Origin of the sequence: Roseovarius sp. MMSF_3298, assembly GCF_030733705.1 — a bacterium.
GTDB lineage: Bacteria > Pseudomonadota > Alphaproteobacteria > Rhodobacterales > Rhodobacteraceae > Roseovarius > Roseovarius confluentis.
Genome location: NZ_JASHIN010000002.1, coordinates 73,174 through 96,413, shown reverse-complemented (window position 1 = coordinate 96,413; position 23,240 = coordinate 73,174). Strand labels below are relative to the sequence as shown.

General features: G+C 64.2%; 28 protein-coding genes. 4 read left to right on the top strand and 24 right to left on the bottom strand.

Annotated features, from left to right (window positions below):
* Positions 1-19: 19 nt before the first annotated feature.
* From RBB18_RS02505 to RBB18_RS02450, 12 genes are all read right to left on the bottom strand, one after another.
* Entirely contained in the window at positions 20-1,804 is a 1,785-nt protein-coding gene (locus RBB18_RS02505; RefSeq protein WP_306111705.1) for a penicillin-binding protein 2, read from the bottom strand.
* Complete coding sequence (locus RBB18_RS02500) at positions 1,801-2,145, bottom strand: cell division protein FtsL (protein WP_103761577.1); 345 nt, start codon at positions 2,143-2,145, stop codon at positions 1,801-1,803. The genes RBB18_RS02505 and RBB18_RS02500 overlap by 4 nt, the downstream gene beginning before the upstream one ends.
* Positions 2,145-3,134, bottom strand: coding sequence for a 16S rRNA (cytosine(1402)-N(4))-methyltransferase RsmH (gene rsmH, locus RBB18_RS02495; protein WP_306111704.1), 990 nt, complete (start codon positions 3,132-3,134; stop codon positions 2,145-2,147). The genes RBB18_RS02500 and rsmH overlap by 1 nt, the downstream gene beginning before the upstream one ends.
* 3 nt (positions 3,135-3,137) lie before the next feature.
* Positions 3,138-3,641, bottom strand: coding sequence for a division/cell wall cluster transcriptional repressor MraZ (locus RBB18_RS02490; RefSeq protein WP_103761579.1), 504 nt, complete (start codon positions 3,639-3,641; stop codon positions 3,138-3,140).
* A gap of 740 nt (positions 3,642-4,381) precedes the next feature.
* Entirely contained in the window at positions 4,382-5,071 is a 690-nt protein-coding gene (locus RBB18_RS02485; protein WP_306111703.1) for an imm11 family protein, read from the bottom strand.
* Positions 5,072-5,116: 45 nt separating this feature from the next.
* The gene (locus tag RBB18_RS02480; RefSeq protein WP_306111702.1) at positions 5,117-5,623 is read right to left on the bottom strand and encodes a GNAT family N-acetyltransferase; all 507 of its coding nucleotides are present in this window, start codon (positions 5,621-5,623) and stop codon (positions 5,117-5,119) included.
* Positions 5,610-6,599, bottom strand: a complete 990-nt coding sequence (gene acuI / locus RBB18_RS02475) for an acryloyl-CoA reductase (protein ID WP_306111701.1) — start codon at positions 6,597-6,599, stop codon at positions 5,610-5,612. Before acuI ends, RBB18_RS02480 begins: the two co-directional genes overlap by 14 nt.
* A 210-nt stretch (positions 6,600-6,809) precedes the next feature.
* The gene (locus tag RBB18_RS02470) at positions 6,810-7,913 is read right to left on the bottom strand and encodes a dimethylsulfoniopropionate demethylase (protein ID WP_103761583.1); all 1,104 of its coding nucleotides are present in this window, start codon (positions 7,911-7,913) and stop codon (positions 6,810-6,812) included.
* Positions 7,913-8,161: a hypothetical protein gene (locus tag RBB18_RS02465; RefSeq protein ID WP_103761584.1), complete on the bottom strand. Its 249-nt coding sequence runs from the start codon at positions 8,159-8,161 to the stop codon at positions 7,913-7,915. The genes RBB18_RS02470 and RBB18_RS02465 overlap by 1 nt, the downstream gene beginning before the upstream one ends.
* 4 nt (positions 8,162-8,165) lie before the next feature.
* The gene (locus RBB18_RS02460) at positions 8,166-8,675 is read right to left on the bottom strand and encodes a DinB family protein (RefSeq protein WP_306111700.1); all 510 of its coding nucleotides are present in this window, start codon (positions 8,673-8,675) and stop codon (positions 8,166-8,168) included.
* 11 nt (positions 8,676-8,686) lie between these two features.
* Positions 8,687-9,391, bottom strand: coding sequence for a DUF1326 domain-containing protein (locus RBB18_RS02455; RefSeq protein WP_103761586.1), 705 nt, complete (start codon positions 9,389-9,391; stop codon positions 8,687-8,689).
* Between the two features lie 3 nt (positions 9,392-9,394).
* Complete coding sequence (locus RBB18_RS02450; RefSeq protein WP_306111699.1) at positions 9,395-10,198, bottom strand: DUF2182 domain-containing protein; 804 nt, start codon at positions 10,196-10,198, stop codon at positions 9,395-9,397.
* A gap of 68 nt (positions 10,199-10,266) precedes the next feature.
* Here RBB18_RS02450 and RBB18_RS02445 point away from each other — a divergent pair, with 68 nt between their 5' ends.
* Positions 10,267-11,007, top strand: a complete 741-nt coding sequence (locus RBB18_RS02445; RefSeq protein WP_306111698.1) for a FadR/GntR family transcriptional regulator — start codon at positions 10,267-10,269, stop codon at positions 11,005-11,007.
* Positions 11,008-11,294: 287 nt separating this feature from the next.
* Here RBB18_RS02445 and RBB18_RS02440 read toward each other — a convergent pair whose 3' ends face one another.
* From RBB18_RS02440 to RBB18_RS02395, 10 genes are all read right to left on the bottom strand, one after another.
* Positions 11,295-11,489: a Trm112 family protein gene (locus tag RBB18_RS02440; RefSeq protein WP_274592103.1), complete on the bottom strand. Its 195-nt coding sequence runs from the start codon at positions 11,487-11,489 to the stop codon at positions 11,295-11,297.
* Positions 11,486-12,130: an LON peptidase substrate-binding domain-containing protein gene (locus tag RBB18_RS02435; protein ID WP_306111697.1), complete on the bottom strand. Its 645-nt coding sequence runs from the start codon at positions 12,128-12,130 to the stop codon at positions 11,486-11,488. The genes RBB18_RS02440 and RBB18_RS02435 overlap by 4 nt, the downstream gene beginning before the upstream one ends.
* 27 nt (positions 12,131-12,157) lie before the next feature.
* Positions 12,158-13,072 (bottom strand): co-chaperone YbbN, encoded by a 915-nt coding sequence (locus RBB18_RS02430; protein WP_274592104.1) that lies wholly within the window; start codon positions 13,070-13,072, stop codon positions 12,158-12,160.
* A 209-nt stretch (positions 13,073-13,281) separates the two neighbouring features.
* Positions 13,282-13,578, bottom strand: coding sequence for a hypothetical protein (locus RBB18_RS02425; protein WP_146049953.1), 297 nt, complete (start codon positions 13,576-13,578; stop codon positions 13,282-13,284).
* Positions 13,568-14,632, bottom strand: a complete 1,065-nt coding sequence (locus RBB18_RS02420) for a hypothetical protein (RefSeq protein WP_306112315.1) — start codon at positions 14,630-14,632, stop codon at positions 13,568-13,570. Before RBB18_RS02420 ends, RBB18_RS02425 begins: the two co-directional genes overlap by 11 nt.
* On the bottom strand, positions 14,632-15,045 hold the full coding sequence (locus tag RBB18_RS02415) for a DUF4383 domain-containing protein (RefSeq protein ID WP_306112314.1): 414 nt from the start codon (positions 15,043-15,045) through the stop codon (positions 14,632-14,634). Before RBB18_RS02415 ends, RBB18_RS02420 begins: the two co-directional genes overlap by 1 nt.
* Entirely contained in the window at positions 15,042-16,529 is a 1,488-nt protein-coding gene (locus RBB18_RS02410; RefSeq protein ID WP_306112313.1) for an FAD-binding oxidoreductase, read from the bottom strand. The genes RBB18_RS02415 and RBB18_RS02410 overlap by 4 nt, the downstream gene beginning before the upstream one ends.
* A gap of 196 nt (positions 16,530-16,725) precedes the next feature.
* Positions 16,726-17,514 carry an exodeoxyribonuclease III gene (locus RBB18_RS02405; protein WP_306112312.1) on the bottom strand — a complete coding sequence of 263 codons (789 nt, stop codon included), beginning with the start codon at positions 17,512-17,514 and terminating at the stop codon, positions 16,726-16,728.
* A 10-nt stretch (positions 17,515-17,524) separates the two neighbouring features.
* Positions 17,525-18,511: an alpha/beta fold hydrolase gene (locus RBB18_RS02400; RefSeq protein ID WP_306112311.1), complete on the bottom strand. Its 987-nt coding sequence runs from the start codon at positions 18,509-18,511 to the stop codon at positions 17,525-17,527.
* Between the two features lie 201 nt (positions 18,512-18,712).
* Positions 18,713-19,399, bottom strand: a complete 687-nt coding sequence (locus tag RBB18_RS02395; RefSeq protein ID WP_103761597.1) for a response regulator transcription factor — start codon at positions 19,397-19,399, stop codon at positions 18,713-18,715.
* A 172-nt stretch (positions 19,400-19,571) separates the two neighbouring features.
* Here RBB18_RS02395 and ribA point away from each other — a divergent pair, with 172 nt between their 5' ends.
* Entirely contained in the window at positions 19,572-20,654 is a 1,083-nt protein-coding gene (gene ribA, locus RBB18_RS02390; RefSeq protein ID WP_306112316.1) for a GTP cyclohydrolase II, read from the top strand.
* A 1-nt stretch (position 20,655) separates the two neighbouring features.
* On the opposite strand, the gene RBB18_RS02385 is transcribed toward ribA, so the two are convergent.
* Together RBB18_RS02385 and RBB18_RS02380 are read right to left on the bottom strand one after the other, a co-directional pair.
* On the bottom strand, positions 20,656-20,886 hold the full coding sequence (locus tag RBB18_RS02385; protein ID WP_103761599.1) for a DUF2842 domain-containing protein: 231 nt from the start codon (positions 20,884-20,886) through the stop codon (positions 20,656-20,658).
* A gap of 25 nt (positions 20,887-20,911) precedes the next feature.
* Complete coding sequence (locus RBB18_RS02380) at positions 20,912-22,207, bottom strand: adenylosuccinate synthase (protein WP_103761600.1); 1,296 nt, start codon at positions 22,205-22,207, stop codon at positions 20,912-20,914.
* Between the two features lie 140 nt (positions 22,208-22,347).
* On the opposite strand from RBB18_RS02380, the gene RBB18_RS02375 reads away from it, so the two are divergent.
* Both RBB18_RS02375 and secG read left to right on the top strand, forming a co-directional pair.
* Positions 22,348-22,746 (top strand): DUF6524 family protein, encoded by a 399-nt coding sequence (locus RBB18_RS02375; protein WP_306112310.1) that lies wholly within the window; start codon positions 22,348-22,350, stop codon positions 22,744-22,746.
* Positions 22,747-22,871: 125 nt separating this feature from the next.
* Positions 22,872-23,237 carry a preprotein translocase subunit SecG gene (gene secG / locus RBB18_RS02370; RefSeq protein ID WP_103761602.1) on the top strand — a complete coding sequence of 122 codons (366 nt, stop codon included), beginning with the start codon at positions 22,872-22,874 and terminating at the stop codon, positions 23,235-23,237.
* The last annotated feature ends 3 nt before the right edge of the window (positions 23,238-23,240 follow it).

Genomic DNA, 23,240 nt, shown 5'->3' with positions numbered 1-23,240 from the left:
CGGCCTTTGTCTCAACCCGTCAATTCGATGTCAGCGTTATACCTGTTAATGGCGCGGGTTCAATCTCGGGTCGCAGCCCCAGAAGCGGTGCAACGCGACGTGTGATTTCTGCCGCCACCGGCACCGCGGTCCAGCCCGCCGTGCGGCGCGGCTCGGACCCCGTCGTCTCCACCGGCTCGTCCAGCGTCACGACCAGCACGTAGCGCGGATCGTGCGCGGGAAACACGCTGGCAAAGGTGGCGATCACCTTGTCCTCGTAATACCCGCCGCTGGGCTTGGGCTTGTCAGCCGTGCCGGTCTTGCCGCCCACCGCGTAGCCATCGACCTCGGCGAAAGACGCCGTGCCCTCGGTCACCACGCTGCGCAGCATCTGCATCGTCTGTCCCGCGGCCCGTTCCGACATCACCCGCGGCGCCATCTGGCCCTTGGGCTGCTTGATCAGTGTCGGCTTCACCAGCCGGCCGCCATTGGCAATCGTGGCATAACCCGCCGCCAGGTGCAGCGGGCTCGACGACAGCCCGTGCCCGTAGGAAATCGTCATCAGCGACAGGTCCGTCCATTTGCTGGGCAACAGCGGTTTGCCGCTCTCTGCCTCGACGATCTCGAACGGCGTCGGCTCGAAAAAGCCAAGCGACTTGAGGAAATCCTGCTGCCGGTCGATCCCGATCATCTGCGCGATCCGCGCGGTGCCGATGTTCGACGACTTGACCAATACCGTCTTCACGTCCAACTCGCTGCCGTAATTGCGGAAATCCCGGATCCGGTACTTGCCGAACCGCAGCGGCCCCTTGGTGTCGATCATCGTCGCGGGGTTCACCAGCCCAAGGTCCAACGCCTGCGCGATAGTGAACGCCTTGAAGACCGAGCCCAGCTCGTACACCCCCTGCACCGCCCGATTGAACAGCGGGCTGTCGCCCGGCTTTTCGCCCTTGATCGGCGGGCGCGGACGGTCATTGGGGTCGAAGTCCGGCAAGCTGGCCAGCGCCACGACCTCGCCGGTCTGCACTTCCATCAGCACAGCCGCCGCGCCCTTGGCATTCATCAGCATCATGCCGCCCTGCAATACCCGCTCGACCGCGGACTGCACCGACAGGTCGATAGACAGTTGCAACGGCTTGTGGCCCATACTCGGGTCGCGCAGTCGCTTGTCATAATATTTCTCGACACCCGCAACGCCGATCACCTCGGCGGCGTGCACGCCTTCACGCCCGAAGCTCGCGCCGCCCAGCAGATGTGCCGCCAGTTTGCCATTGGGATAAAGCCGCATCTCGCGCGGGCCGAACAGCAGCCCCGGCTCGCCGATGTCATGCACCGCCTGGCGCTGCTCGGGGCTCAGTTTCTTCTTCACCCAAAGGAACTTGCGCTTGCCGGTGAAATCCTTCTTCAGGCGCTCGATTTTCAGGTCGGGGAAAATCGCGGCCAGTTCCTCGGCGGCGCGCTCGGGCTCGACCATCTGCTGGGGTTGCGCATACAGACTGTAGGTCTCGAAATTCGTCGCCAGGATACGCCCCTCGCGGTCCACGATATCGGCCCGCTGCGCCAGGATATCGGCACCGGCGATCCCGGTGCGCGGCTCGGCCGGCTCGGAATTGGCCAGCACGCCCATCCGCCCGCCGATCACGGCAAAGGCGCAGACAAAGAACGCCCCCATGACCAACAGCCGCCCTTCGGCCCGCATCCGGGCCCGGTCACGCATCTCTTCATGGCGCAGCCGGATGTTCTCGCGCTCGATGGCATCGGGGTTCTCGCCCGCTTCCCGGGCCTTGAGGATACGCGCCAGCGGGCGCAGGGGGGTGCGGATCATGGCTGCTGCTCCCGTTCCATCACGTCGATGACATTGGAAATCGGCAATTCGCCCTCGGTCGGATAAGACACCTGGTCGATCTTGCCGAACTGGTAGGGCTGGAACGGCAAAAGCCCCAGCTGGTCGAAATTGATCTCCACCAGGTCGCGCAGGCGGTCCGGCCGGTTCAGGTAGGCCCATTCCGCGTTCAGCACCCGCAAGCGTTGCCGCTGGTCGGCAATCTTCTGCTGCACGGCTTCCGACCGCGACTGCGCGGCCTGCGTTTCATAGTTCTCGCGGTAGGCCCAGAAGGCCAGACCGATGACCATAACGGCGGTCAAAACGTAGAAGAAACTGCGCATTACCTGTCCCCTCGTCGATTATGCGTCTTCAGCATCGGCATCCCGATGCTGCCCCTGTCCACCGGCCGCGCCGCGGCCTCCGTGCGCTGCGCCACGCGCAGCTTGGCACTGCGCGCCCGCGGATTTTCGGCCAGCTCCGCGTCATCCGGCCCGATGGCCTTGCGCGTGTCCTGCCGAAATGTCGGCGGGTCGCGCTCCACCACCGGCGCGTGCCGGCTGCCGCCGCCGGTGTTCCCGGTCTTCTCGGCCAAAAAGCGTTTGACCATACGGTCCTCGATGGAATGAAACGTCACCACGGCCAGATGCCCGCCCGGCTTCAGCGCGCGCTCGGCGGCCTCCAGCCCCTCGACCAGCTCGCCATACTCGTCGTTCACCGCGATGCGGATCGCCTGGAAGCTGCGCGTCGCCGGATGCACCTGCCCCGGCTTGGGCCGCGGCAGGCATCCCTCGATGATTTCCGCCAGTTGCAGCGTCGTGACAATCGGCACGTCCTCGCGCTTCTTCACGATGGCCTTTGCTATCCGCCGGCTGGCCCGCTCCTCGCCGTAAAGAAACAGGATGTCCGCCAGCTCCGCCTCTTCCATGGAATTGACCATATCCGCGGCACTCGGCCCGTCCTGGCTCATCCGCATGTCCAGCGGCCCGTCCTTCATGAAGGAAAACCCCCGCTCGGCCCGGTCCAGCTGCATCGACGACACGCCAAGGTCCAGCACCACGCCATCCAGGTCCTGCCCATACTCATCCAGCTTCGAGAACGTCCCCTGCACCAGTTCCACCCGGTCGTCCGCCCAGTCCGCCGCCATTTGAATCGCCAGCGGGTCGCGGTCCACGCCGATCACCCTGTCGGCCCCGGCTTCCAGCAAGCGGCGGGTATAGCCACCCGCGCCCAGCGTTCCATCCAGCCACGTGCCGGCCACGGGCGCCACGGCGCGCAGGATCGGCTCTATCAGAACGGGAACATGGGGATTGTTTGCGGCAGCACTCCCCATCGTTCAGTCCTCCCCGGGCGGATCGATCAGGGTCAGCGGATCGAAATCGCCGTCCTGCTCTTCCAGGAAGGCCGCGGTTTCCGCCGCCTCGACCTCGTCATAGGTGGCCGCGTTCCAGATCTCGAAATAGTCGCCCATCGCGACCATCACCGCCTCGCCTTCCAGCCCGATCTGCTGGCGCAGGCGCTGGGGCAGCACGATACGCCCATCCTTGTCCACTTCCGTGTCCCAGGATTTCCCAAGGATCATGCGGCTGGCGCGCTTGCGCGCATCCGACCCGCGCGGCAGCTTGCGGATGCCTTCCTCGATCTCGGCCATGGCATCGATCGTGTAGGCGTGAAGACAATTTTTCAGATGCGGCCCGTGCAGCACGACGACACGCGGCAACGGGGCTTCGGGGCAGCGCGGATCGCCATCGGCCAGCACAGCGCGAAAATCGGCAGGGATCGACATCCGACCCTTGCCGTCAACCTTCTGGTTGAACTCGCCTCTGAAGCTCAGAACCACTGTCCGGCCCGTCCCTCGTCCCCCCGCGTTTCAAAAAAGTACCGTCCGAAACACGAAACGGCGGATTGAGCTGCTGCCACTGCCCAATCCGCCGCCCTCGTCCCACTCTCGCGGGGTGTCCAGCTGCGCGCGCCACCTGGGGGGATGTCTGCTCGCCCGCGCGCCGGATCTCTTCGTTCTGATGAAGCGGGTGCCTGTATGAAACCTGCTCTGGTCTTTGTTTTATTCGGGGTCGTTGTGTGCCCCTGTGTCCGTCCTCATCGTGGTTAAAGGTATGACATGGTACTTTATGGAACTCAATGAAAAAGTGACGCGTTTAGCTACAGGATATTGATTTTGAACCCCCGCTCAAACAACATCATGTGCCGATAAAAGCCATTTTGACGCACAACCTAGCGGAACTGACAAAACTCAACACAATATATGGTATGAACTTACCCGAGCGCATTTTTCCCACGTTTTCCCAAAATTTTCTTCCAATGCGATCCAAATACGGAAGCACAGGGTACGGATTCACCGAATCCACCTCCGAATCCGGCGCGGTTCCATGGCGCGATTCGCACGAATCCGCCTATAGGTCCATGATTTCCCGGATCCCGGTCCGGCGGTCCCATGATTTCCCGAAATGAAACGCCATCCGTGCCGTAGGGTGGGTGAAAACCCACGCGCTTCCAGGTGCAACCCGCCTGCGTCCCCCCCGTCGCGCACCAACTACCGGGCTTGGACTCCTTGGAACAGCCCTACCTGTCGTCCGTCACGGCGATTTCCCGAAACCACCAGCCCTTGCAGCCAACGGCTTCAACCATCCCCTTGAACGCATCGGTGCAGACGACGGTTTTGGTCAGGGTATCACGCCAGATCAGCGCATCTTTCACACGAGACCGCAGCACAGCGCGCCCGGACCCCGAAATCGTATTGAAATAGCTGCCGTCGCCACGCTTCTGAGGCACGATCCGCGTGCGGTCCTGATCCCAGCAGTCCCGGCGGGCCAGAAGATTGGCCAGATAAAACGGTCCGCCCGCGATCGGCGTCTTGTGGACATCATCCCAAGTGCGCTCCATGCGCACGAATTCGAACAAAGCAGGATCGACCGCCTCGATCGCGTCCTTGAGACGCTCTGAAAACAAGGGGATGGAATCGAGGATTGCATCGAATGGCTTTATAACGTCAAACCTTCGCTCTGCCTTGGGCCTGCTCACGCACCAGATCTTCTGGAACTCGGCACGGGTCTTGTCGGTAAACCTACCACCCTTGACCGTGGCCCCATACGACAATGGCCCGCCGTGCTCGTACTTCATATCGCGGCCAGGGACCCACTCGTCTTCATAATCGTCATAGTGGATCCGCTCACCATAGTCCGGTGCACGCGCGAACACGTAGTCCAGGAAATCCGGCGTGCCGTAATTTGCTTCAATCAAGTAGCACTTCATCGTCAACCGCCGCCTCTCCACCGATCGCGCGGAGAGCAAGCCACCTCAGCTCCCCAGCCACTTGAACATCACCAGCGCATCCACCAGCCCCTGCTTGGGATGCCGGAACGCCTTCGGCAACCGCCCCACCGTCTCGAAGCCCAGCTTCGTCCACAGCGCGATGGCGCCCTCGTTGCTGGTCACGACGAAATTGAACTGCATCGCCTCGTAACCCAGCTCCCGCGCCACACCCTGCGAATGCTCGCACATCGCCCGCGCCACGCCCCGCCCCCGCGCCGCCGGGGCCGTGATGTAGCCGCAGTTGCACACGTGGCTGCCGCCGCCGGGCTGGTTGGTCTTGATGTAGTACGTGCCCAGGATCCGCCCCCCGGCCTCCGCCACGTAGGTCGCGCGCGGGGCCTCGCACCAGTAATCCATCAGCCGGCCCTGCGACAGGTCCGGCTCGATGGCATAGGTGTCGCCCGCGCGCACGACCTCGCGCAGGATCGGCCAGAGCGCGTCGGCATCGCCGTCGCGCACCAGCCGGATGGTCAGGTCGTCACGCGTTGACATCGACGACGACGCGGCCCTTCACCTGGCCTTTCAGGATGTCGCGGCCCAGCCCCGGCAGGTCCGACAGGGTCGCGGGCTGCACCATCTCGTCCAGCTTGTCCATCGGCAGGTCCCTGGCGATCCGCTCCCAAGCCCGCAGGCGGTTGTCATAAGGCTGCATGACCGAGTCGATCCCCAAGAGGTTAACACCGCGCAGGATGAACGGCGTGATCAGCGCGCCTTCGATGGCCGCGCCCCCGGCAAGGCCGATGGCCGCGACCGAGCTGCCGTATTCCATCTGCTTCAGCACCCGGCCCAGCATGGCACCCGCCACCGCGTCGACGCAACCGCCCCAGGCTTCCGCCTCCAGCGGCTTCTTGGTGACCTCGGTCAGTTCCTCGCGCGGCACGATCTGGCTGGCCCCAAGGCTCTTGAGGTACTCCTCCTGCTCCGGTCGCCCGGTGACAGCCGCCACCTCGTGCCCCAGCTTAGCCAGGATCGCCGTGGCAACGCTGCCCACGCCGCCGGCGGCCCCGGTCACCAACACGGGGCCTTTCTTCAGCCCCTGGTCCTCCAGCGCCATGACGGCCAGCATCGCGGTGAACCCGGCGGTGCCCACGGCCATCGCCTGCCGCGTATCGAGGCCGTCGGGCAGCGGCACCAGCCAGTCGGCCTTGACCCGCGCCTTCTGGGCATAACCGCCCCAATGCGCCTCGCCCACGCGCCATCCGGTCAGCACCACCTTGTCACCGGGGCTGTACCGGCCGTCAGAGCTCTCCTCGACCGTCCCGGCAAAATCGATCCCCGGCACGTGCGGATACTTGCGCACCAGCCCGCCGCCCGGCCCGATACACAGCCCGTCCTTGTAATTCACCGTCGAATACTCGACCGCGACCGTCACCTCGCCCTCTGGCAGGTCGTCGATCCCGATCTGCTTGACCTCCGCCGAGGTCTTGCCGCTCTCTTCGTCCTTCTCGACAACCAATGCGTTGAACATGTCCAATCTCCTGTCTTGCTTAGCGAGGCTCCCCCGCTTTCATCGTTCCAAAAACACCCAAGCCTCCCAGGGCTTGAGCACATCTCCCGCCTCATAGGCAAAACGCCCGCAAGGCATGTTGGGTCCGGCCGGCGCGCGCCGCTTTCACTGTTCGCGAAATACTCCGGGGAGCGCGAGGGGCTGGCCCCTCGCTCCGCCGTCAGATCTCGCTCAGTTCCAGAAACCTTCCTGCACCACCCCGCGCCGGACCTGATCCGGCGCCTCCACCTGCACCTCGGTGCCTGCATCCCAATGGGTCATCCGCACCATGCCGATGGCCACGTTGGTGTTGAAATCCGGGCTCCACGCGGCGGAACTCACCCGCCCCACCCGCTTGCCATTCGCCGTGACCGGCCACCACCTGTCACAGGGCGGCACCTTCGGGCCGTCGATGGCAATCGCACAGATCTGCTGCACCGGCCCTTCCTTCGACACCCTGAGCAGCGCGTCACGCCCGATACACCCAATGGCGCTCTGCGTGTTACAGAACCGCCCCAGCCCGCATTCATGCGGCGTGTTGTCGTCGGTCATGTCGTTGCCATAGCTCAGCAGCCCGCTTTCGACCCGCTCGATCAGATTGGGACAGCCCGCATGCACATCCAGATCGCGACCCGCCTCCATCAGCGCATTCCAAAGCGGCATGCCGATATCTTCGCCCTCGACATAGATCTCGAAGCCGCCCTGCTTGGAATAGCCCGACCGCGCGATCACCATGTCCCGTCCCTGGAAGTCGAACACGCCAAAGCGGAAGAACCGAACGTCGCGAATGCCCTCGCCAAAGACCCGCGCCATCAGTTCCTCCGCCTTCGGCCCCTGCACGGCCAAGGGCGACACGTCCGGCTCGTCCACCAGCACGTCCAGCCGCCAGCCATGTGCCGTGGCCTTCACCCAGTAAAGCAGGTCACTGTCGGCAATCGAGATCCACCAGCGATCCTCGGCCAACTTCACCGACACCGGGTCATTCAGCATCCCCCCCGTCTCGTCCACGATGGGGACGTAATAACACTGCCCCGCCGTCATCCCCCGCAGGTCGCGCGGCGTCAGCATCTGCATCAGTCGCCCCGCATCCGGGCCGCGCAACTCCACCTGCCGCTCGCAGGCCACGTCCCAGACCTGCACCGCGTCCTTCAGGTGACGGTAATCCTCCTCGACCGACCGAAAGACCGTCGGCAACAGCATGTGGTTGTAAACCGTGTAACCTTTCACCCCGGCGGCCTCGACCCCCTCGGAAAAAGGCGTGCGCCGCAACCGGCGCGACAGGGAAATCATCGGCATCAGACAGATCCCTTCAGGTTGCTTTTGCAGATCACCGGCGCTTCGCCGGTGGCGGAATAGGCCGCGACCCCGCAGGCCGCACAGCGATACTCGACGAACCGGCCATTGCTGTTGCCGGTCTCGCTCCACTTGCACGCGCGTTTGGCGGGCTTATTCCCGGGTCCGCCGAGGCGTCCACCCATGCGCCCCCGCCCCAGGCTAAAGGCGACGGCCACGATAACCACCAGCGCCAGGACAAAGGCCAGCATCGGCTCAGCCCTCCCCGGGCATCAGGAACAGGTCGCTCACCGGCGCCTCCAGCCCGGCGGCGGTCATCATCGCATGCACCTGCCCCCGGTGATGGGTCTGGTGGTTGAACATGTGCGTGACGCACAAGGCGCGCGGCGTCACCATGTCCCGCCCCAGCGTGCCGGAATACCACCGCAGGTCGCCGGTCAGGTCCATCGCCCGCAACGCATTGGCCCAATGCCCGATCTTGCCGTCCACCTGATACCGCTCCGCACTCCACGCCCCCAGCGTCGGATGCATCTCCACGCTCCTCTTCACGCCGACCTTCGGCGCCTCCACCGAGGGATCGAACCGCGCCATCCACATTCGGTCACCCCACAGCAAATGGTTCAGCGTGCCCAGGATCGAGCCAAAAAACGCCCCGCGATCCTCGGTCAGCACCTCCAGCGGCTGTGCGTCCAGCGACTCGGTCAGTTGCCGGTTCTGCCATGCGTTGTACCGCGCCATCATGCGGCAATATTCGGGTGTGATCATCGCAGGCGCCCCTACTTCGGACCTTTCCAGTCGATCGGACACACCTCCGCCGACATGCCGCCGAAATCCCAGACCCGGCCATAATCCCGCACCCGGCTTTTCGTGCCCTTCGCGGCGATGATGTCCGGCCCCATCCAGTATTTCGAGTTCGTCACCATCACAGGATGATCCGGGCTCGCCCCGTCGATCATCTCGATCTCGCCCTGGATCTTGCGCCCGATGTAAAGCCCGCGCTTCTTGCCGTCGCGCACGATCTCGACCTTCTCGCGCTCCGCCCCGATGATCTCGCTCACCAGCATTGTGAAGAGGCCCGTCGTGCCCCCCGCCGCGCCACTGAAAATCTGCAGGATCCCGTTATAGGCCTTGCCGCTGGCGCGCTCGTCCACATAGGCCGCCACCTTCCAGTTGCCCTCGCCCATGCGCCCGGGGATATCCACCAGAAGGCCGACATTCAGACCCGACAGGTCCTCGCCCTCATAATGGCCCTCGTCGATCGCAATCGCCATCCATGCATGACAATGCCCTTCGGTGGGCGGGTGCGCCCCAAGGCTCACGACGCAGGGACAGAACACGGTGCAAGAGCAGTTCAGGAACAGCTCGCCCTTGATGGCCCAGTCGGTCGGCGTCATCTTGCGCCGCTTGGGGTTGGCCATCCGGTTGTCGATGCGCTGCGACACCGGCAGCTTGTCGGCGTCTTTCCGGCGTGTCAAAGCCATGCTCTATCCTCCTGTTACCAGCGGCGCGGCCAGAACCGCCACCCCGCCCGCGATCAGCGCCACACCCATCGGCCGGATCACCCGGTGCCCGACCTGCGGCAGTTTCTCCAATACCATGAATAGCGTGGCAAGGCCCATCCAAAGCAGGCTCATCACGCCGCCCACGAAGCCCAGCGTCATGAAGCCCCAGCAACAGCCCACGCAGAACGCGCCCAACCCAAGCCCCATGCGCACGCCGCCGCCAAAGCCGGTGCGCCAATGCCCCAGGAAATAGGTCATCGGACTGTGGCACACCCCGTGACAGACTTCCTTGGCGCGGGTGAACTGGAACGCCCCCACGACGATCAACAGCCCCCCGGCAATCACGGATGACTTCGCGATCCCCAGCATATCGATCACACCGCCATAAAGCAGCGCCACCTGCACCCCCGCGATCACCGCCGCGAACCCGAGCCAGGCGATGGAATACCCCGCCAGCACGCCCAGCCACCCGGCGGTCGTGCCATCGGCGCTGCGAATGAGGTCATCGTAACAGCGCAACGTCGGCACCATGGTCGGCAGCATCATCGCCGCCATCATGATCGCCCACATGGCGAACAGCGGCCCGAACCGGTCCATCGCCATACCGCCGCCCATGCCCATCTCCATGCCGGGTTGCATGGCCCGCATCTTCTCCCCCATCGGCCCGGGCCGGCCGATGAGGTCCAGGTCCATCCCCGTCGCCATCAGGTACATCACCACCCACGCCGCCAGGATCGCCGCGAAAAACGCCAGCCAGGCAAAGGATCGCAAGGAAAGAGCCGACATGCCGAAGAACACCCTTGGTTCGAGTCACGATTGCCCTTATGAATGTCAGACAATTAAAGGTCTGACAAATGAAAACCGCCAGCTCTGCCGAACCCCGCCAGGACCTCTCTGCCCAGATCGCAGAGGCGGTCCGCACTGCCATCGTCGAGGGCCGGATGATCGTCGATGAACGCCTGCCCTCCGAGGCCGAGCTGTCCGAGCAATTCGGCGTCTCCCGCTCCACCGTGCGCGAGGCGCTCAAACGGCTGGCCGCCCAATCCCTCATCCGCACCCAGCGCGGGGCCTTCGGCGGCGCCTTCGTCAACCGGCTCAGCTACACCGACGCCTACAGCCAGCAGATCACGACCTCCACGCTGCTCTTGTCGATGAACGCCGTCAGTTTCGAGACCGCCTGCGAGGCGCGCTACACCCTCGAACGCGCCTGCGCCCCCCTCGCCGCCCGGCGCCGCACCGACGACAGCCTTGCCACAATGCGCGCCGAGATCGCGCGCCAGTCGCAACCCGACCTCTCGGATGAAGCCTTCTGCGCCTCCGACGTGGCCCTGCACCGCGCCCTCGTCGACGCGGCGGGAAATCCCGTGCTCAGCTACCAATTGGCCGGCGCGGTCGAGGCGATGCAGCCCCTGATGAACATGATCACCTTCACCGCCCGCTCGCGCGAGGAAATCGTCAGCCTGCACACCGCACTCGCAGACGCGCTCGAGCGCGAGGATGCCACCGCCGCCGACACCGCCCTGCACCGGCTCGAGGCCTACACCCTAACCCTTGGCCGCGACGTGATGGCCACCCGCGCGCACAAGAGAAAGTGACGCCGAACCGCGCCAACCCCGTCTTCCCCTGGCCCAAAACATCCCCGCCGGAGGCTCCGACGGCGCCACCCACGCAGCGACATGGGCAAAGCGTCACGTCGTCGCTCGCCCCGAGGCGGCGGCCCCCGGCCGACGCCGAGACATCAAGCGTGCGCGCCTCGCGCGCACTCCGCCAAAGCGTTTCGCGACAACCTTGATGTGCAGATTACCCGTGACACGCCGCGCGACACTCGATCGTTGCGCGCGTTTCGCCTTCATCTGATACCTCAGGTTAAAGGCGAAGCGCCTTAGTCCAACCTGCGCGCCTCGTCGATCAACAGGATCGGAATGCCCGACCGGATCGGAAAGGCCAGCCCCGCGTTGCGGCTGACCAGTTCATGCGCCTCTGCATCGTATTCCAGCACCGAATGCGTCTGCGGGCAGATCAGCGCCTCCAGCATGTGCCGGTCGAACTCAGGTGCCGTGATGTCCGCGTCACTCATTGCATCATCTCCTTTTCGTCGCCGCCGCGCAGATCGTATTCGATCAGCGTCACCAAGGTCTCGCGCCGCGTCGACAGGCTCGGCGCCTCCAGTAGCGCCTGCTTGTCCTCGGGCTCGAACCCCAACAGCATCGACAGCGAGTTGATCAGCAACTCATCCTCGGCTTCCTTCAGCGACTCCCAGTCGGTCGACAGCTCCCGCGCATCGAAATAGCGCGACAGAAGGTCCATGAAGGACTCCCGGTTGAAGCCTGGGTCGCTGTCGCCGGGCTCCAGGTCCTGCTCGAACCCGTCCCAAGTGACCTGCGCCCGGCGATAAGGGGTGAACCCCTCCACCTCCGACGACACGCGAAAGCGCGAAACACCCGACAGCGTGATCATGTAGCGCCCGTCCTCGGTTTCCGAGAATTGCGTCACCTTGCCCGCACAGCCGATCCGGTGCAGCCCGTGCTCGCCCGCAAGCGCGCCGGGGTCCGGCTGCACCATACCGATCAGGCGATGCGGCGCTTTCAGCGCATCGTCGAGCATCGCAAGATAGCGCGGCTCGAAGAGGTGCAACGGCAGTCGCGAGCGCGGCAAAAGCAGCGCACCCGGCAACGGAAAGACCGGGATTACCTCCGGCAGATCACCCTGTAATATCATGTTCAGGGACGTAGCCCGCGCGACGCGTCAGGCAAATATCATCGAGCTCAATTTGCGCCGCCCCGCCTGGGCCACCGGATCGCCCGGTTTCAGCGCGTCGAAGATGGTGAACAGCTGCGTCTTCGCGGCCGCGTCATTCCACTCCCGGTCGCGCCGGAAAAGCTCCAGCAACTCGTCCACCGCCTCCTGCGTCTGGCCCGACGCGTGCAGCGCCTGCGCTAGGTCGAACCGCGCCTGGTGGTCGTCCGGGTCGGCCTCGACCTTTGCGCGCAATTCGCTCACCGGCCCCGCATCGGCGGCCTGCCGCGCCAGCGCCAGCTGCGCCGCCGCCGCTTCCAGTTCCGGCGCCTTGGAAATCTCCGCCGGCGCGCCGTTCAGGATCGCCTCGGCCTGGTCCAGATCATCCATCGCGATATGGCTCGACACCAGCCCGGCATAGGCGGTGGCGTTCTTGTCGTCCTCCTGCAGGATCGCGGCAAAGGTCTGCGCCGCATCCGTCGCCGCGCCCTGCTCCAGCATCTCCTGCGCCGCCGCAATCGCCTCTTCCAGGCCCGAGTCGCCCGCCTCGCCACCGGCGGCCTGCACCACGCGGCTCACGAAGGCGTCGATCTCCGATCCTGGCACCGCGCCCTGGAATCCGTCGATCGGCTGGCCCTGCCAGAAGGCATAGACCATCGGGATCGACTGCACCCGCAACTGCTGCGCGATCATCTGGTTCTCGTCCACGTTGACCTTGGCCATTTTCACGGCACCGTTCGCCTTGGTGACGGCCGCCTCCAGTTGCGGGCCAAGCGTCTTGCACGGCCCACACCACGGCGCCCAGAAATCGACGATCACCGGCACACTCTGCGAGGCCTCGACGACCTCGGTCATGAAGTCCGCCTCGGTGACGTCCTTGATCAGGTCGGTTTGGGGTTGGGTCTGGCCGCCAAGTTCAAGCATCGGTTCCTCCGCATCGCGTGGGCATGTAAGTTGCCGTCTAAATGGCGCACGCGGTCCCATGTTGCAAGGGGCGGCACCGTTGCCGACGTTACCTGTGCGCGCGACGGGTTCATGAACCGGGGCTTGGTCCGGGACGAGAAATGCCACCGATGCAATACCACCCAAATACCGACGCAATACCGACGTCGCATTCCAGGCCGTCGAATCGGTTAACGCGGCCCCTCGGGCAGCGGCAGACACCCCGGCAATCCGGCGGGCAAAACCACTCGCCCCCCGGCCCGGTAAAGCGCCAATCCAAGCCCCGGCATGTCGCCCCGCACCGCCACCCAGGCCCCGCCGCCGCCGACCACCGCCGCGCCATCGGGCAGGCTGGCTACGAAATCATCATTTGGAAACAGCACGATAGCGCCCGGCGCCGCATCCGTCGCCACCATCACCAGCATCAACGTCCCGACCCAACCCGCCACCACGCAGACCAACGCCAACGCCCAGCGCTTAATAGTCATGGATATGTTCCAGCCGCAAACGATCCACGCCCGTCGCGGCCTGCATCTGCCGCAACTTTTCGGCCAGGTCGGTCACGTTAACCATTATCAGGTGGCGCGAATCCCCATAGCCCTGCCGCGCAAAGGAATGGATCGCCCCGCCCACCTCCTCGGCCTGCGACAGCGCGGTGAACATGATCTCGTCGTTGCCCGCGATCTCCACGAATTCCGCGCCGGCTTCGGCCATCTGCTGCAGGATATGCGTCAGTTCGCGATAGCGCGGCGTCTCGATCTCGAGCCCGCCTTTCACCGGCCCGATCACCTCGACCGTGCCCATGGTCCGCAACGCGTCCTCGGATATACCGGCCACGATCATCCGCAGGGTCAATTCGTCCGCCCCCACCTGCGCCACCGCATCCTCGATCACCCGCGCATACGCCGCCTTCGCGCCGTACTCGACCCCAAGCGCAAACCGCCGCTCGCGGTCGCGCAGGCTGTCGGTGGCGTTGGTAGCAAGGTCCTCTCGGTCGCCGTCGAAATCCCATTTGTACCACGGCACCTGTTGCAGGAACTGTGCATAGGCCCGCGCTTGATCCCCTGACAGATCATCCAGCGGCGCGCGTTCCGGCCCACGCCACCACGCGGCCAGCCGCCCCAATGTTTCCTCATACGACGCCTTGGCCAGCAGCTCGGCGGTGAAACTTACCCCGATCACATAGATCGTCTGCTTGCTCTCACTGGTGAACCCGCCGTGCTCCGCACTCTCATGGCTTAGCGCACACAGGCTCGACCAGAAGCCACCGATCGCTTGCATGTACCCGAATTCATGCGGATCACCCGCGCTGATCACCTGCGCATAATCGTCGTAGGCATGCACGATATGCCATTCCGGATAGGTCATCAGCGTCCGCGACTCGTCGCGCCGATGCTCGGGCGGCAGGATCGGCTCATAGGTTTCGGGCTTGGCCTGCGGGATACAGACCAGTTCGTTGTAGGCCACAGGCGACAGCAGCCCCGCGGTCAGCACGACCGCGACCAGCCCCAGCCGCAGCAGCCATTTCAAAAAGCGCCGCATCAGGCGCGGTCCCCTCGGTCCAGAACAGTTCCGGCAAATAGCGCAAAGCCCCCCAGCCCGATATGCGGCAGGTTCGCAAGGATGCGCGGCACGGACAGTGAAACGCCCTCGGACGGGTTGGTAAGGATTCCGAAATCGAGGAAGCCATAGGCTGTGAAAATCCCGAAGATCCCGTCGGCCAGGTACAGCGCGCCGAAAATAATCAGGAAAATTTTCGCCGACCGGTGGCTGATCATCCCCGCCGCCAGCGCCCAGAGCGCCGAAACCAAATGCAGCGCATCGTCGAACGGATCGAGCGCGAAGATACCGAAGGCCAACCCGTTCTCATCGGTCAGCCCGGGAATGTAATTGATCGAGGCCGCTGCCAGCAGCGCCGCCGTGTAGAAGAAACAGATTTTACGAAGCAATGTCATAGCTTATCCAGATACGTGTCCCAAAGGTTGTTGCGGAATGTCAGGTCCGGGTCCAGCGCACGCTTCGCGGCCGCGAACGCCGCCGCCCGCGGATAGGCCCGCACCATCTGCGCGGGCGTGGCATGGGGCCGATACGGCAGGTAATAACTCCCGCCGATCCCCGTCACCCCGTCGATCAGAGCACGGGTCATCCGCGCCATGTCCGCCTCGGCCCGCTCCGTCATCTCTTGGCTGAAGGACATGACGGCGGCGATCCGCGGCACGCTCGCATAGGCCAGCACGCTCACCGGGTCCCGGTCGACAAAGCGCAGCGTAACGTTCAGAAACTCCTGGTAGGACGCCGGGATCACCTCGCGGCAGAGCGCCACGAACTCGGCAAACCGCTCGGGCGCCACGAAGTACTCATGCAGGATATCCGTCCGGTTCGGGTCGCGGTCATCCAGCGTGATCACCGGCTCGTTCATCAACGCATTGCGCGTCACCGCCCCGCCGCCCAGCGCCGGGCCCAGTTCGGTTTCGAACCACCAACGCAGCGACTTGAACGGCTCGTTCCCCAACTGCCAGCGATAGACCCGCGCCGCGACATGCGCCGCCATGTTCGACCCACCCGCAGGCTCCAGTCCCTCCTGATCTTCGGCGGGCCGATAGGTGATCATCAGCGCCTTGCCGAAGAACGACGCCCGCTCCACGTTCAGCCGTCCATAGGCCATGTTGACGGTCTGATCGGTCAACGCCTCGGTGAACCGCGTCCCGAACTCCTCGGCCCGCATCTCCTCGAACTGCGGCACCAGCCGCCGGTTCGGCGCCATCTCCACCACCATCTCGGTGATCGCCCCGGTCAGGCCATAGCCGCCCATCGTCTGCCCGAAAAGGTCGACGTTCTTCTCCCGCGAACAGGTCAGCAACTCCCCATCGGACAGCACCATGTCAAAGCTGCGCACAGTGGCCCCCATCGGCCCCAGCTTGACCGGCCAGCCATGCGCGTTGACGCAGAAGGTGGCGGCGACGCCGAAATCATTGTTCGATTGCATCACCTTGGGACCATACCCGATCGGGTCCAGCGCCGCGATCACCTCCGACCAGCGTGTGCCGGCCTGCACACGGTAGGTGCCAGCCTCGGTGTCAGGCTCCACAAAGCCGCCTTGATAGGTCACCGCATGCCCGTCGCGCGGTATGGACTGCCCGCCCATGGAATGCCGCGCAGCCCCCACGTTGACCGGTCGGCCCGCGGCTCGCGCCTCCTTGATCTCGGCGCGGATCGCCCTGACCAGTGCATCGCCCCGCCCCTTCTCGATCACGAGGTGCTTGTGCACTGGCGTCTCGCTCAGCCCGCTCGCGTCGTTCAGCGTGCCCGCCGCACCTTCGGGCCTCGTCCACGACACACCTTCATAGCCCGGCAGGTCCGCGCTCAGGCGGGACGTCAGGACGCCGCCCACAAGGGCCCCGCCCCCGAACAACACCGCGCGTCTGGACAATTTGCGCATGAGATTTCCTTATCCGCTCCCCCAATATCTCATGTTTGGTGGAACGAGGGGAAATCATAGGTCCGGTTTTCCATACCCGGACATGCAACGCCTTGGAAACGCACAAGCTTCCGGCAGGATCGCATCTCTTACCATCACGCAGGCACCAGGGCTTTCGAGGAATTCTGGCCCAAAGAATCCGCGATTTCTTGCCTGACTAAAGGTCGAAGGTCGCGAAGACCGGCGCATGGTCCGACGGCTTCTCCCAGCCTCTCGCAGCCCTCAGGATCCGGCTGGAATGCGCCGCCGACTTGATGTCGTCACTGGCCCAGATGTGATCCAGCCGCCGCCCCTTGTCCGCCGCATCCCAGTCCTTGGCCCGGTAGGACCACCAACTGTAAAGCTGCCCCTCCGGAATGTCGGCACGGGTGACATCGGTCCAGTTTCCGGCCTCCTGTGCATCGCCCAGATGTTCCACTTCGACAGGCGTGTGGCTGACCACTTTCAGAAGCTGCTTGTGGCTCCAGACGTCGTCCTCGCGCGGGGCAATGTTCAGGTCACCGACAAGAATGGATTTCCCGGGCTTGTCCTCGCGGAACCAATCGCGCATCTCTGCCAGGTAATCCAGCTTCTGCCCGAATTTCACGTTCACCTCGCGGTCCGGCACATCACCGCCCGCGGGAACATAGAAGTTATGGATCACCGCACCGTTCTCCAGCTCGCCCGCCACGTGCCGCGCATGACCAAGCGCCGCGAAATCCATGTCGCCCACGTCCCTGATCGGCAGCTTCGACAGGATCGCCACGCCGTTATATCCCTTCTGCCCCCGCGCGATCACGTGGGTGTAGCCCAGCGCCGCGAACCCCTCCAACGGGATCTTCTCGACCGGCGACTTGCACTCCTGCAGGCACAGGATATCCGGAGCCTCCTCCTGCAAAAGCTTCAGCACGATCGGCTCGCGCAGGCGGACCGAGTTGATGTTCCAGGTGGCAAGCGTGAAGGACATGAGGCTCCTGTCAGTTCGGCGTATCGGGTCCCGGGGATATAAAACCCAGCGCATCGCGTAGCACAAGCAGGAAGGTGTCGGGCGTCTCGATCTGTGGGATATGACCGCTGTCCGGGATCATCAGCAGACGTGCGCCGGGCGTCGACCGGGCCAACGCCTCGCCCTGAGCCAGCGGCGTCACGGTGTCCTCTTCGCCCCATATATAGACCAAGGGCAGGGACAACGCGGCGTAGTTCGCGGGACGCGTGCTCAGCGCATCCTGCGGCGAAACTAGCAGGCTGGGCACCCAGTCGGCATAGCTTGCCGTTGTGCCCTGCCGGACGAATGGCGCTTTCAGAACGGTCAGAACCTCGTCCGTCGCCGCCTCATCCACGTGTATCAACTGGCGCAGGAAAGTGCCCGTCAACAACGGATTGTTCATGGTCAGCGCCGTCACCGCCTCGCGCAGCGGCCCGAACCGCAGTGGAAACGGCAGGTCCTTCCTGCTCTCATGGCTGTTCAGGCCAAGCGCCCCATCCACCACAACAAGCCCGGCAAAGGCATCGGGCCGTTGCATGACAGCCTCCACTCCCGGCCCCGCACCGATGGAATGCGCCACCAGTATCGGCCGGGTTCCCAGCGCCTCGACCAGCGCCAGGATCCGCTCCGCCTGCCGCGTCCGGCTGTAGTCGCCATCCCTGGCCCGCTCGGAAAAGCCGAAAGGCGGCATGTCGAACGCCACCGCTCGCCACCCATCCGCACCGATCTCTTTCAGCACCGGCTGCCACAGGCCAGACCAGGCCGCCGTGCCATGGGCGAAAAGCACAACAGGCGCATCCCCGTCCCCCTCTTCAAGCACGAAGACGCCACCCAACGCTGTTTCGATCAGCCGCCCCTCTTGTGGAACCACGGCCTCCAGCGGTTCGGTCTCGCGCATATGCGCCGCCAGCCGCGCCGCGATCAGCACGGCGGAAACCAGAACCAATAGGCTCACGAGGGTCTTGATTATGAACCGCATCCCTGGTCCTCCCGCTTCCAAGGCTATGCAGTCGCGGCCGGTTCACAAGGTCAGCAAAACCTGACCCTCATGGACGCAGACAAAAAAAGACCCCGGCCAAGCCGGGGTCAGTCCAACAGGGAGGTGCATAGATTTAGGCCCGTATGCGGCGGGTTGGTCGTCATAATACCGGGCGGCGCGGGACGCACGCCTTGCCCCGGATCAGGCGAGGAGGCGATAGCCTCCCGACTCTGTCACCAGCAAACGCGCGTTGGCAGGATCTGGTTCAATTTTTTGACGCAGGCGGTAGATATGGGTTTCCAAAGTATGCGTCGTTACCCCGGCGTTGTAGCCCCAAACCTCGTGCAGAAGCACGTCGCGAGCGACCACGCCCTCGGGCGAACGATACAGGAATTTCAGGATATTGGTCTCCTTTTCCGTCAGACGGATCTTCCGGTCCTCATCGGTGATCAGCATCTTCATGGCTGGCTTGAACGTGTAGGGTCCAAGCTGGAAAATCGCGTCTTCGGACTGTTCGTGCTGGCGAAGCTGGGCGCGGATACGCGCCAACAGAACGGGAAACTTGAACGGCTTGGTGATATAGTCGTTCGCCCCGGCATCAAGCCCCAGGATCGTGTCGGCATCCCCGTCATGGCCCGTCAGCATCACGATCGGCGCTTTCACGCCCTGCTTGCGCATCAACCGGCAAAGCTCACGCCCGTCCGTATCGGGCAGGCCCACGTCAAGGATCACCATGTCATAGATCCCGTCCTTTGCATGCGCCATGGCCTCCGACCCGTTTCCGGCCTCGAGGACGTCAAAATCCTCGGTCATCACCAGTTGCTCACTCAAGGCCTCGCGCAGGTCCTCGTCATCGTCCACAAGCAGAATTTTCTTCAGCTGAGCCATCGTGTTGTTCCTCGTTGCTTGCAGACTACTTGTGCCACCACGCCGCGCCGGACAAGATCTGTGACAGGTCAATCACGGGCTAGTTATGGCAGAGCGTGAAATGTTTCATTCGGTTACAAAAGCCTGTAATCGAGTCGCTCGAAGTAACTTCACTGAACAGGAAGGGCGCGTGATGCAGCTTGGCCCCGACAAGACGGAACTCCTCGCGCGGGCTCGCGCAGATCTTCGCATGGGTGTGCCGGTGGTCTTGCGCGATGGCAACGCGCTTGCCATTGTCGCGGCGGCGGAAACCTGCGATCCGGCCCGTCTCGACGCGTTGCAGTCGGCAGGTCTGGAACTGCATCTCACCATCTCGGCGCGCCGCGCCGCAACGCTGAAGGCCCGCGCTTATGACGGCGATCTCGCGCGTGTCGTCGTTCCAAAAGAGGCCCCCCTGTCATGGGTGCAGGCCGTGGCAGACCCCGCAGACGACCTTCGGAGCCCGATGAAGGGCCCGCTCACCTCGGCGCGCGAGGGCAAGGCCGACACCCATCGCGCGGCTCTGTTGCTGGTCAAGTCCGCGCGCCTTTTGCCTGCCGCGATTGTCATGGCGATCCCGCCCGATACGCTGGACACTGCATTGACATTGCTCAACGTGGCCGACATCACCGCGCATCTGAAAGAAGCCAGCCCCATGCACAAGGTGGTCAGCGCCCGACTGCCCCTCGAAGTGTCCGAGGCCGGACGCCTGCACATCTGGCGACCAGAGGACGGCGGCGAAGAACATTACGCCATAGAAATCGGCAGCCCCGCACGGCACGAACCGGTCTTGTCGCGTCTGCATTCCGCCTGTTTCACCGGTGACCTTCTGGGCAGCCTGAAATGCGATTGCGGTCCCCAGCTTCGGGCGGCTCTGGCGCAAATGGGGACCGAGGGCGCGGGCGTGCTGCTCTATCTTAACCAAGAAGGGCGCGGCATCGGCCTTGCCAACAAGATGCGCGCCTACGCCTTGCAGGATCAGGGCTTTGATACGGTCGAGGCCAATCACCGGCTCGGCTTCGAGGATGACGAGCGTGATTTCCGCATCGGCGCCGACATCCTGCGCAACATGGGCTTCGGCGCGGTGCGTCTGCTGACCAACAACCCCGCCAAGATCGACATGATGAAAAGCTGCGGCATCGACGTGGTGGAACGCGTGCCGCTCAAGGTCGGCGAAGGGGCGCACAACAGCGCCTATCTTGCCACCAAGGCCGCGAAGTCAGGGCACCTGCTTTAGCCTAGTCCCGTGCGTCCGGGTCCGGCTGCCCAACCCCGCGAAACACGGGCTTCAGCGGCAGGATCCAGGCGACACCCAGCACGATGAACACGACCAGCTCGGTCAGGAAGCCCACATCATACCGGACCCGCAGCCAATCCGTCAGGTTGACCGCCACCACGATGTAAAGCGGCAGGGCGATCAGCAGGATCACCAGCGACCAGCGGCGGCGGGCTTTGTAACTCAGGGCCATGCGGTTCTCTAACGGTCTGTAGGTCTCAGTCGGCGAAGGGGTCGGTCACGAGGATCGTGTCTTCCCGCTCCGGCGATGTTGACAGTAGAGCGACGGGACACTGGATCAACTCCTCGACCCGGCGCACGTACTTGATGGCATTGGCGGGCAGATCGGCCCAGCTGCGCGCGCCTTCCGTGGTCTCCGACCAGCCCTGCATTTCCTCGTAGATGGGCTTGCAGCGCCATTGCTGATCAGTCGCCGTGGGCAGATAATCCAGCTGCTTTCCGTCCAGTTCGTACCCCACGCAGATCTTCAGCGTGTCGAACCCGTCAAGCACATCCAGCTTGGTCAGCGAAATCCCGGTCACGCCAGAGGTTGCACAGGTCTGGCGCACCAGCGCCGCATCGAACCAGCCGCAGCGCCGCTGGCGACCCGTCACGGTGCCGAACTCGCGACCCCGTTCCCCCAATCGCTGACCATCGTCATCCTGCAACTCGCTCGGAAACGGACCTTCGCCCACGCGGGTCGTGTAGGCCTTGACGATCCCCAACACGTAATCGATCGCGCCCGGCCCCATGCCGACGCCCGTAGCGGCCTGCCCGGCGATGACATTCGAGGACGTCACGAACGGATAGGTGCCGAAATCGATATCCAGCAGCGCCCCTTGCGCGCCCTCGAACAAGATGCGCTTGCCCGCCTTGCGCTGATCGTTCAGCACTTTCCAGACCGGCGCGGCATAGGGCAGAAGCTCCTGCGCGATGGATTTCAGCTGCGCCACCAGCTTGTCGCGATCCACCGGCTCAATGCCCAACCCTTTGCGCAAAGGATCGTGGTGCTGCAAAGCGCGGTCCACACGCGCCTCCAGCGTGGCGTCGTCGGCCAGGTCCGCCACGCGGACCGAACGGCGGCCGACCTTGTCTTCGTAGGCCGGGCCGATTCCGCGTCCGGTGGTGCCGATCTTGGTGCCCTTGCTCGCCGCTTCTTCGCGGGCACGGTCAAGCTCGCCGTGAATCGGCAGGATCAGTGGCGTGTTCTCGGCGATCATCAGTGTTTCGGGGCTGATCTCGACCCCCTGCTCGCGGATCGAGGCGATTTCGTTGACCAGATGCCACGGATCCAGCACCACGCCATTGCCAATCACGCTCAGCTTGCCACCACGCACCACGCCGGACGGCAATGCGTTCAGCTTGTAGACCTTGCCGTCTATCACCAGCGTATGGCCCGCGTTGTGCCCGCCCTGGAACCGCGCGATCACGTCCGCGCGCTCGCTGAGCCAATCAACGATTTTGCCTTTACCCTCGTCACCCCACTGGGCGCCTACAACGACGACATTTGCCATGAAAACCTCTCAGGCGGTGGTTGAACCCCGCGCCCGTATACCCACACCGCCAGCCGTGCGAAACCGGAATTTCGCGCGCGGGCTGGACACTGTCGTCTGCGCCGGGCACATCTTGTGCGACACAAGCCAAGAGAGCACAGATGACCGGATTTATCCTGAGGTGGGCATTGGCCTTCATCCTGCTGGCTGCGACGTACAACCCGACACCGTACAATTTCATCGCTTGGGCGAAGGAAAACTGGGACGCGCAAATGCCGCTGACCGTACTCTTCGCGCTGCTGCTTCTGGTGGGCTACATCATTTACCTGCGCGCCACGCTGCGCTCAATCGGGGCGTTCGGCATGGGCTTGATCCTCGCCATCGCAGCAGCCTTGGCGTGGGTGCTCGCAGACTATGGCTTCCTCGACCTCGACGATCCGACGCGGAACCTCTGGCTGGGACTTGTGGCGCTTTCGCTGGTCCTGGGCATCGGCCTCAGCTGGAGCCACGTGCGCCGCCGCCTGTCGGGACAATCCGACATGGATGACGTGGACGAGTAGGCCCTTGCCGACGCGGCCTTTCCAACCGAACCTTCGGCCATGCAATCAGGGTTGAAAACGGCGGGTTGCGGGGGACGCCCGAATTGCTTAGATACCGCCCATCCGAACCCGAGGGACCACGTCTTATGGAAAATGTCATCCTGCTTGTTCACCTGCTGCTGGCGCTCGCGCTGATCGGTGTCGTGCTGTTGCAGCGCTCCGAAGGCGGCGGCCTTGGCATGGGCGGCGGGGGCGGCAACGTGTCCACAGGTCGGTCCGGCACCACGGCGCTCGGCAAGCTGACATGGGTGCTCGGCCTGTCGATCTTCGCCACCACGCTGACCCTGACGGTCATCGCGGCACAGAACGCTGGCGGATCCTCGGTTCTGGACCGGATCACCGACGACAGGCCCGCGGCCGAGGAAAGCGATCCTGCGCTGGACGACAGCGGTGATGGACTTCTGCCGCCGTCGGCGGGCGATGACGCTCCTTTGACACCTACCGCGGACTGATCC

Bases quoted from the DNA above. Each gene is read 5' to 3' on its own strand.
- RBB18_RS02505 (WP_306111705.1), bottom strand. From the start codon at position 1,804: ATGATCCGCACCCCCCTGCGCCCGCTGGCGCGTATCCTCAAGGCCCGG.
- RBB18_RS02500 (WP_103761577.1), bottom strand. From the start codon at position 2,145: ATGCGCAGTTTCTTCTACGTTTTGACCGCCGTTATGGTCATCGGTCTG.
- rsmH (WP_306111704.1), bottom strand. From the start codon at position 3,134: ATGGGGAGTGCTGCCGCAAACAATCCCCATGTTCCCGTTCTGATAGAG.
- RBB18_RS02485 (WP_306111703.1), bottom strand. From the start codon at position 5,071: ATGAAGTGCTACTTGATTGAAGCAAATTACGGCACGCCGGATTTCCTG.
- RBB18_RS02480 (WP_306111702.1), bottom strand. From the start codon at position 5,623: ATGTCAACGCGTGACGACCTGACCATCCGGCTGGTGCGCGACGGCGAT.
- acuI (WP_306111701.1), bottom strand. From the start codon at position 6,599: ATGTTCAACGCATTGGTTGTCGAGAAGGACGAAGAGAGCGGCAAGACC.
- RBB18_RS02470 (WP_103761583.1), bottom strand. From the start codon at position 7,913: ATGCCGATGATTTCCCTGTCGCGCCGGTTGCGGCGCACGCCTTTTTCC.
- RBB18_RS02465 (WP_103761584.1), bottom strand. From the start codon at position 8,161: ATGCTGGCCTTTGTCCTGGCGCTGGTGGTTATCGTGGCCGTCGCCTTT.
- RBB18_RS02460 (WP_306111700.1), bottom strand. From the start codon at position 8,675: ATGATCACACCCGAATATTGCCGCATGATGGCGCGGTACAACGCATGG.
- RBB18_RS02455 (WP_103761586.1), bottom strand. From the start codon at position 9,391: ATGGCTTTGACACGCCGGAAAGACGCCGACAAGCTGCCGGTGTCGCAG.
- RBB18_RS02450 (WP_306111699.1), bottom strand. From the start codon at position 10,198: ATGTCGGCTCTTTCCTTGCGATCCTTTGCCTGGCTGGCGTTTTTCGCG.
- RBB18_RS02445 (WP_306111698.1), top strand. From the start codon at position 10,267: ATGAAAACCGCCAGCTCTGCCGAACCCCGCCAGGACCTCTCTGCCCAG.
- RBB18_RS02440 (WP_274592103.1), bottom strand. From the start codon at position 11,489: ATGAGTGACGCGGACATCACGGCACCTGAGTTCGACCGGCACATGCTG.
- RBB18_RS02435 (WP_306111697.1), bottom strand. From the start codon at position 12,130: ATGATATTACAGGGTGATCTGCCGGAGGTAATCCCGGTCTTTCCGTTG.
- RBB18_RS02430 (WP_274592104.1), bottom strand. From the start codon at position 13,072: ATGCTTGAACTTGGCGGCCAGACCCAACCCCAAACCGACCTGATCAAG.
- RBB18_RS02425 (WP_146049953.1), bottom strand. From the start codon at position 13,578: ATGACTATTAAGCGCTGGGCGTTGGCGTTGGTCTGCGTGGTGGCGGGT.
- RBB18_RS02420 (WP_306112315.1), bottom strand. From the start codon at position 14,632: ATGCGGCGCTTTTTGAAATGGCTGCTGCGGCTGGGGCTGGTCGCGGTC.
- RBB18_RS02415 (WP_306112314.1), bottom strand. From the start codon at position 15,045: ATGACATTGCTTCGTAAAATCTGTTTCTTCTACACGGCGGCGCTGCTG.
- RBB18_RS02410 (WP_306112313.1), bottom strand. From the start codon at position 16,529: ATGCGCAAATTGTCCAGACGCGCGGTGTTGTTCGGGGGCGGGGCCCTT.
- RBB18_RS02405 (WP_306112312.1), bottom strand. From the start codon at position 17,514: ATGTCCTTCACGCTTGCCACCTGGAACATCAACTCGGTCCGCCTGCGC.
- RBB18_RS02400 (WP_306112311.1), bottom strand. From the start codon at position 18,511: ATGCGGTTCATAATCAAGACCCTCGTGAGCCTATTGGTTCTGGTTTCC.
- RBB18_RS02395 (WP_103761597.1), bottom strand. From the start codon at position 19,399: ATGGCTCAGCTGAAGAAAATTCTGCTTGTGGACGATGACGAGGACCTG.
- ribA (WP_306112316.1), top strand. From the start codon at position 19,572: ATGCAGCTTGGCCCCGACAAGACGGAACTCCTCGCGCGGGCTCGCGCA.
- RBB18_RS02385 (WP_103761599.1), bottom strand. From the start codon at position 20,886: ATGGCCCTGAGTTACAAAGCCCGCCGCCGCTGGTCGCTGGTGATCCTG.
- RBB18_RS02380 (WP_103761600.1), bottom strand. From the start codon at position 22,207: ATGGCAAATGTCGTCGTTGTAGGCGCCCAGTGGGGTGACGAGGGTAAA.
- RBB18_RS02375 (WP_306112310.1), top strand. From the start codon at position 22,348: ATGACCGGATTTATCCTGAGGTGGGCATTGGCCTTCATCCTGCTGGCT.
- secG (WP_103761602.1), top strand. From the start codon at position 22,872: ATGGAAAATGTCATCCTGCTTGTTCACCTGCTGCTGGCGCTCGCGCTG.